Source organism: Gordonia sp. 852002-10350_SCH5691597, from assembly GCF_001665715.1.
Lineage (GTDB): Bacteria > Actinomycetota > Actinomycetes > Mycobacteriales > Mycobacteriaceae > Gordonia > Gordonia sputi.
The window spans coordinates 1-7361 of the sequence record NZ_LZMO01000083.1 but is presented as its reverse complement, the minus strand read 5'-3'; the positions used below and the strand labels follow the sequence as shown (position 1 = coordinate 7361).

6 protein-coding genes, 1 tRNA gene and 1 other RNA gene are annotated in these 7361 nt (G+C 64.9%); 7 read left to right on the top strand and 1 reads right to left on the bottom strand.

Annotated features, from left to right (window positions below):
• Positions 1-114: 114 nt before the first annotated feature.
• The gene (locus A5777_RS05960; protein ID WP_064861966.1) at positions 115-963 is read right to left on the bottom strand and encodes an NmrA family NAD(P)-binding protein; all 849 of its coding nucleotides are present in this window, start codon (positions 961-963) and stop codon (positions 115-117) included.
• A gap of 112 nt (positions 964-1075) precedes the next feature.
• Here A5777_RS05960 and A5777_RS05955 point away from each other — a divergent pair.
• From A5777_RS05955 to A5777_RS05925, 7 genes are all read left to right on the top strand, one after another.
• Positions 1076-1161 (top strand) — tRNA-Ser (locus A5777_RS05955).
• A 187-nt stretch (positions 1162-1348) separates the two neighbouring features.
• On the top strand, positions 1349-2071 hold the full coding sequence (locus tag A5777_RS05950; protein WP_231894643.1) for a hypothetical protein: 723 nt from the start codon (positions 1349-1351) through the stop codon (positions 2069-2071).
• Between the two features lie 66 nt (positions 2072-2137).
• An RNA gene (gene ffs / locus A5777_RS05945) (signal recognition particle sRNA small type) lies at positions 2138-2232 on the top strand.
• Between the two features lie 70 nt (positions 2233-2302).
• On the top strand, positions 2303-3589 hold the full coding sequence (locus tag A5777_RS05940; RefSeq protein WP_039856680.1) for an aminotransferase class I/II-fold pyridoxal phosphate-dependent enzyme: 1287 nt from the start codon (positions 2303-2305) through the stop codon (positions 3587-3589).
• Positions 3590-3618: 29 nt separating this feature from the next.
• Positions 3619-4920 (top strand): glycosyltransferase 87 family protein, encoded by a 1302-nt coding sequence (locus A5777_RS05935; protein WP_174273072.1) that lies wholly within the window; start codon positions 3619-3621, stop codon positions 4918-4920.
• 85 nt (positions 4921-5005) lie between these two features.
• On the top strand, positions 5006-5467 hold the full coding sequence (locus tag A5777_RS05930; RefSeq protein ID WP_005208039.1) for a hypothetical protein: 462 nt from the start codon (positions 5006-5008) through the stop codon (positions 5465-5467).
• Between the two features lie 111 nt (positions 5468-5578).
• The gene (locus tag A5777_RS05925; protein ID WP_039856679.1) at positions 5579-7147 is read left to right on the top strand and encodes an acyl-CoA synthetase; all 1569 of its coding nucleotides are present in this window, start codon (positions 5579-5581) and stop codon (positions 7145-7147) included.
• Positions 7148-7361: the final 214 nt, after the last annotated feature.

Here is a 7361-nt window from a genome sequence, read left to right as displayed (position 1 = left end):
CGTTCGACGTCGAATCCAGTCTGGGGGAGTGGCCGTAGAAAGTGAATGTGTGTCGTATCGAAGTTTGTGTGTGTTGCAGCGCCCACATCCTTCGATACGACACACATTCTCCGGTCAGCCGAGAGCGTGCTGCGCCCAGTCCGCGAACGACTCCCACTCGATCTGCGGGTAGGCCGCGTGCAGCGCTGCGACGTCGACGCTGTACCCCTTGGTCGCCAGGAACGTGAACATCGCCTGCATATCCGGCGACGAAATACGTTCGGGGTCATACGATTCCGCGTGCACCTCCTGGCCGGTCGCGGCAGTCAGCGCGGCGGCCATCGCGTTCGGGGTGATCTCGTCTGAGGCCAGGTCGATGCGTCGGCCCGTGAAGTCGGCAGGGGCATCGAACAGCATCGCGACGAATCGGCCGAAGTCCCGACGCGAGAGTTGTTGCAGCGCCTTCTCCGCGGGCAGGGCGAGCGGCATCACGCCGGCTTTGAGTGCGTCGAGGCTGCCGAGCAGGTTGTCGTAGAAGTAGGTCGGGCCGACGATCGTGTGCGGGATGCTCGACGCCGCGAGCTTCTTCTCCACCTCGTACTTCGAATCGAAGTGCGGGATACCGGTGTTGTGATCGGCATCGGCGACCGACGAGAACACCAGATACGGCACGGATGCGGCTTCGGCCGCCGCGATGATGTTCTCGCCCTGCCCGACCTCGGCGTCGGCTCCCGACTCGAACGGCGTCGTCAGCGCGAAGACCCCGGCGGCCCCGGCGAAGGCGTCGGCAAGGCCATTTCCGGTCGCGATGTCGGCGACGGCCAGCGGGATGCTGCGGTCCGCGAGCTCCAGCGACCTGTCCGAATCGAGAAACCGTACGACGCCGCGCACGGGTTTTCCAGCGTCACGCAGCGCGTGCAACACCACGCCGCCCTGATTACCGGTCGCGCCGAGAACGACGTAGGGAGATTCGGATGTGGGCATGGCGTCGACCTTTCCGTGGCGGGGGAGCACCTTCGACGCTACCGATCGACGCCCGGTGCCGACCGCACGAATTTGGGTCTGGGGTGGATTGGCCGTTATTATCGCCAAGCCTGGAGGATTCGCCTAGTGGCCTATGGCGCTCGCCTGGAACGCGGGTTGGGTTAATAGCCCTCAGGAGTTCGAATCTCCTATCCTCCGCAGCAGAAACGAGCCCGACGCGTATGTGAGCGTCGGGCTCGTTTCGTTTCCGCAGGTCACTGCCCTGAACCGGCTGTCGTTCACTCCGAGGACACCTGCGCCTGGGATGGTTACGCGCGTTCAGCCGGAACGCTGCTCGCGGCGGAGGTCGAACGTACCCCACCCCGTCCACGGCAGGAGCGACACGATGGCAGCGTGCAGAGCGACCAACCGTCCTCATCCGCATCGTCCGCGGCCGGCACGCCCGCTGCAGCCGAGTCGCCGGTTGGCCCTCGCGGCGTCGACGATCGCACTGGCCCTGATGGCGTCGTTGGCCGCTTTCGCCCCAGCGCATGCGTCGCCGCAGCGCGGAGTTGACCCCGTGCACATTCCGACGCGTGCCGCGAAGGACTTCAGTCTGCTCATCGCATATAGCTTCGGGAACCGCATCGCGCCCGGCGTCGACGCCACCCGCACGGTCGGCGAACCGGGTCCGGTCAACGAAGCGCTGGCCGAGTCCGCAATCCGCACGCGCGGCAACCGCACCATCCCGATCTACGCCCAGACCGAGATCGCCCGCGTATTGCATGCGAAGTTCCATGCCGCGGGCGTCGTCGAGATCCCGCCGAATCGCAAGCCCGACGGCACGCTCGTCTACCTCTCCACCGACGGTGTCGCCGCCAAGGTCGCACAACTACGCGGACCGTCGGCACGCGTCGACGTCGCCGGGATCATCGCGTTCTCCGACCATCAATGGCGCGCGGTCTACACGACGCGCGCCAACGGACTCGACGCCTATGCGCCCGCGGGCATCGCGATGCCGTCGACCTACGACCCACTCTCCGGGCAGGACTGGACCCGCAGCCGCTCCGCCTACCTGCCACGCGACTACGCGGCCCGACTCGCTCTGCTCCCGCGACTCCTGCGCTGATCGACCTCCGGGCGACAACCACGCCGACCCCCTGACGCATCGCGACAAAGGCTCGCTACAATTGACGACGGATCCCGCGCGGCGTGCATCCTGTGAACTCCCCCAGGGCCGGAAGGCAGCAAGGGTCAACGGGCTCTCTCGGGTGCGCGGGGTCCTCTAACTTTTGTTCAGATCCGCAAGCGTGCCGAAAGCCGCCATCGAGCCTGGCGCCGGTTCGGCGAGAGGTTTCCGTTGAACTACCACTCGATGAGTGCAGACGAACTTCGCGCCACCCAAGACGACCTGCGAAAACTCTACGAGGGTTTGCTGTCCGCTGGGCTGAAGCTGGATCTCACCCGCGGTAAGCCCGCGCCGGAACAACTCGACCTCTCCAACGAGCTGCTGTCGTTGCCCGGCCTCGGCGACTACCGTGACGCCTCCGGCACCGACTGCCGCAACTACGGCGGCGTCAGTGGGCTGCCGGAGCTGCGCGCGATCTTCGCCGAGCTGCTCGCCGTCGACGCCGACAACCTGATCGCCTTCGGCAATGCCAGCCTCGACCTGATGCACCAGGTGGTGGTGTCCTCACTGCTCAAGGGCACTCCCGACTCTCCGGAGTCTTGGTCGTCGACCGGCGAGACCGTCAAGTTCCTGTGCCCGTCGCCCGGCTATGACCGCCACTTCGCGATCACCGAGCACTACGGCATCGAGATGATCCCGGTGCCGATGCTCCCGAACGGCCCCGACGTCGACGTCTGCGCGCAGTTGGTTGCCGACGATCCGTCGATCAAGGGTCTGTGGGCCGTGCCCACCTACTCCAACCCCACGGGCGCCACCTACAGCGAAGACGTCGCACGCGCCCTGATGGCGATGCCCGCGGCGCCGGACTTCCGTGTCTTCTGGGACAACGCCTACGCCGTCCACACGCTTGTCGACGCCCCGCCCACCCCGCTGCCGATCGTCGACATCGCCGCGCAGGAGGGCCACCCCAACCGCGTCTACGTGTTCGGCTCGACGTCGAAGATCACCTTCGCGGGAGCGGGTGTTGCCTTCTTCGGGTCGTCGGCGACCAACGTCAAGTGGCTGACCGACAACCTCGCGTTCACGACGATCGGTCCGGACAAGATCAACCAGCTTCGTCACCTGAGGTTCTTCGGTGATGCCGACGGCGTGCGCGCGCACATGGCCAAGCACCGCGAGATCCTCGCCCCCAAGTTCCGCCTGGTGCTCGAGATCCTCCAAGACCGGCTCGCCGACTCCAAGGTCGCGGCTTGGTCGGAGCCCGAGGGCGGCTACTTCATCAGCCTCGACGTCCTCGACGGCGCCGCCAAGCGGACCATCGCGCTCGCGAAGGAGGCCGGGATCGCGCTGACGGCCGCCGGGTCAACCTACCCGTACAAGCACGATCCGTACGACCGCAACATCCGGCTCGCACCGACCTTCCCCAGCACCGACGACCTGCGCGTCGCGATGGACGGCGTTGCGACCTGTGCACTTCTTGCCGCGACGGAGAAGCTCCTCGCCGACGTCGAATCCTGACGAGACGGCACACGTGTGACAGTCCGGCAATGGTGAGGGCCTCACGACGTTGGGTCGTGGCTGTCGGCTTCCTGCTCGTCGCCGCCGTGGCCGTGTGGTTGCAGGATGTGATCGTTCCCTTCACGACGCCGTTCTGGGGACTCTTCGACAACCAACTCGACCTCGACGTGTACCGCGCCGGAACGCAAACCGTGCTCGACGGTGGCAGCCTGTACGACGCCAAACTACTCGGCCAGATGGACTACACGTACGCGCCCATCTCGGCGATCATCTTCATCCCGTTCGCGCTGATGTCGTTCGAAGTGGCCCGAATCGTCTGGACCGCAGGCATTTTCATCGCGCTGTACCTGGTGATCATGTTGTGCTTCCGCTCGCTCGGCAGACAGGCGACGTGGCCGCTGCGGATCATCGCGCTCTCGCTGATTGCCGTCGCGCTGCTGCTCGAACCGGTCCGCACGACGGTCTGGTACGGCCAGATCAACGTTTTTCTGTTGCTCATCATCCTGGCCGACCTGCTGCGTGTCGACAGACCCAAGGGCGACAACAGCCGCGGTATGGGCATCGGCACCGGAATCGCCGCGGGTATCAAACTGACCCCGTTGATCTTCATCCTGTACCTGGCAATTCTGCGGCGCTGGCGCGCGATGTTCGGGGTCATCGCTGGCTTCGTCGGCACCATCGTCGTCGGATTCATCGTGCTGCCAAGCGAATCCTGGGCCTACTGGACCGACAAGCTCTTCGACTCCAACCGAGTCGGCGCACCGCAAACCGTTGGTAACCAGTCGATCCGCGGGTGGTTGGCCAACCTCATCCACACCGACGCGCCGAACTCGTTGCTATGGGGTGTCCTTGCCCTCGCGGCGCTCGCGTTGGGTATGTACGCGGCCGTACTCGCGCACCGCCACGGTCAGGAACTGCTGGCGCTGAGCCTCGTCGGCATGACGGCATGCGCGATCTCGCCCATGTCGTGGGGACATCACTGGGTGTGGTTCGTGCCGATCCTGGTGATCTGCGTGAATCTGGTGTTGCGCGTTGATCTGTCGCCGCTGCGTCGAACATTGGCGGGCGTGGCCTGCGTAAGTCTGATTCTGGTGTCGTTCTCGTGGCGCACCTATCTCGCGCATCCGATCTGGTTTGTCAACAAGACAGTTCCCGACGCCTATCTCATCGGACTGTTTTTCAAACATGGAATCAGTTGGCTCGAATGGTTCACGGTATATCCCTACAACGCGGTGTTCCTCGGCACGGCAATCGCGACAATCGTCGTCTATCGGACATCGAATGCCGCGGCTGTGACCGGCGCCGATAACGTTCGCGACACGGTCGGCTAGTCGCGCTAACGAGTTGTCGCTGCAATTCGACGTGAATCATGACGGGGCCGACGTCCACGGCCCCGCATTCTCGAGGAGGCGCACCATGATTCGACGTTCGATGGCACGCAAAATGACCACAGGGCTCGTCGGTGCCTGCGCGGTAGCCGCAGCCACGATCGGAGCCGGTCACGCAGCGGCTGATCAATCGGTCTACGGCGAGGTCGGTATGGGGTGTTCCAGCCTCAACCCCAACATCATCGATATTCCCTCGTATGCGGGCATACACGTCCAGCGGCGAGAGGGCGACAACACATTCACCTTGTGGGGCGACAGCAAGAGCTTCTTTCGCTATTACTCCGACACGAGAGTCGTCGTAACCCAACTCTCCAATGGAGCGACGCACACCTACAACACGCACTGGGTCCACACGATCGCCGACGACAGCGGCTATCGGATCGACGACATCCCGGGCCGCGGCAAGGTGAAGATCACGATCAATGCCGTCAACCGCGGACTGCTGACGCTGCGCGCACCCGAATGCTCCGGCGTCACCGATCTGCAGTAGCACTACTCGGTTATTGACAATTCACTGAACTCGGACACGGGTGGGCAATAAGCTGTCGCCAACTTCGGCGGAGTCTCGAGCATGCTCCGCCCTCGATGGCGGGAGTCAGTGATGGCAGGACGAGTGGTGGTACCCGATTCGATGGATCTCGGTTCGTGGATTGCGCGGCGTGCAGCGATCATCCCGGATCACCCGGCACTGACCTTCGACGGCGAGACGCTGACGTTCGCCGAGCTCCAGCGTCGAATTGACCTGCTGGCCGAGCGACTGGTCGACGGCGGAGTCGCGCAGGGCGATCGCGTTGCCTATCTCGGACCGAATCACTCGGCATTCCTGGTCGCGCTGTTCGCCTGCGCGCGAGCGGGCGCGACATTCGTCCCGCTCAACTTCCGGCTCACCGGACCAGAGCTCGCGTACATCCTCGGTGACTGCGGCGCAACAACTCTCATCGCCGACGCCACGCTGACCGGTGTCGTCGACGACGTGCGCGCAGACATCGACGTGCAACGGTTCATCGCGGTCGGCGGCGCCGACGGTTGGGAGAACTTCGACGACGTGCTGGCCGCCGGTGAGCCGATCGCCGGTCCGGTGTTCGCCGACGCCGAGGACGTCGCGGTCATCATGTACACCTCGGGGACCACCGGTCGTCCCAAAGGCGCCATGCTCACGCACGGAAACCTGTTCTGGAACAACATCAATGCGCTGCTCAGCTTCGACACCGTCTCCACCGACATCACCTACACCGCGGCGCCGCTGTTCCACATCGGCGGCCTCAACGTCACCACTCTCGTCACGCTCCAGAAGGGTGGCCACGTGATCCTGTCGGGTGCGTTCGATCCGACACAGACACTGGCCGACATCGAAAAATACCGTGTCACAACGATGTTCGGCGTCCCCGCGATGTTTCTGTTCATGAGCCAGGTTCCTGCTTTCGCCACCGCAGACCTCTCTTCGCTGCGATACCTCATCTGCGGCGGCGCCCCAGTGCCCGAGCCGTTGATGCGCACCTACGCCGACCGCGGAGTCACGTTCGCGCAGGGCTACGGCCTCACCGAAACAGCTCCGCTCGCACTCGTCATGGGCATCGACGAGTCGGAGAAGAAGATCGGAGCCGCGGGGAACAGGGTGTTGCCGCTCTCGGACGTGCGACTCGTCGACGCCACCAACGCCGAGGTGGCGCCGGGGCAGCCGGGCGAGATCTGTGTGCGTGGACCCCAGGTGATGGTGGGCTACTGGGACAATCCCGGCGCCACCGACGCCGCGATCGACGACGACGGGTGGTTCCACACCGGCGACGTCGGACGTGAGGACGACGAGGGATATGTCTACGTCATCGACCGCGTGAAGGACATGGTCATCAGCGGCGGCGAGAACGTCTATCCCGCCGAGGTCGAGAGCGTGCTCTACAGCCACCCCGCGGTCGCCGAGGTCGCGATCGTCGGACTCCCCGATGCGAAGTGGGGAGAGGCCGTCACGGCGGTCGTCGCGACGGCGCCCGGCGAGACCGTGACCCTGAAAGAACTGCGCGAATTCGCGGCCGACCGCCTTGCCCGCTACAAGCTCCCGCTGCGTCTGGAGTTCATTGACGCGCTGCCGCGCAATCCGTCCGGCAAGGTGCTCAAGTTCGCGCTGCGCGACCGGTTCGGTGCGGAAGCTCCCGCCGCGAGCCCGGCGGTCTGACCTGCCGGGGAAGGTCGCTGTGCACAGCCGTAGGGCAGGCGGCTGCGCTGTCGGTGATCGCCGGTAGTCTCGACGCGTGGCTCTGTATCGCACCTATCGTCCGGCAACGTTCGCCGAAGTCGTCGGTCAGGAGCACGTCACCGATCCGCTCAGCCGCGCCCTCGACGGAAACCGCATCAATCACGCGTACCTGTTCTCCGGGCCGCGTGGGTGT

Excerpts from the sequence above, each read along its gene's own strand:
- A5777_RS05960 (WP_064861966.1), bottom strand. The coding sequence starts at position 963 with ATGCCCACATCCGAATCTCCCTACGTCGTTCTCGGCGCGACCGGTAAT.
- A5777_RS05950 (WP_231894643.1), top strand. The coding sequence starts at position 1,349 with ATGGCAGCGTGCAGAGCGACCAACCGTCCTCATCCGCATCGTCCGCGG.
- A5777_RS05935 (WP_174273072.1), top strand. The coding sequence starts at position 3,619 with ATGGTGAGGGCCTCACGACGTTGGGTCGTGGCTGTCGGCTTCCTGCTC.
- A5777_RS05930 (WP_005208039.1), top strand. The coding sequence starts at position 5,006 with ATGATTCGACGTTCGATGGCACGCAAAATGACCACAGGGCTCGTCGGT.
- A5777_RS05925 (WP_039856679.1), top strand. The coding sequence starts at position 5,579 with ATGGCAGGACGAGTGGTGGTACCCGATTCGATGGATCTCGGTTCGTGG.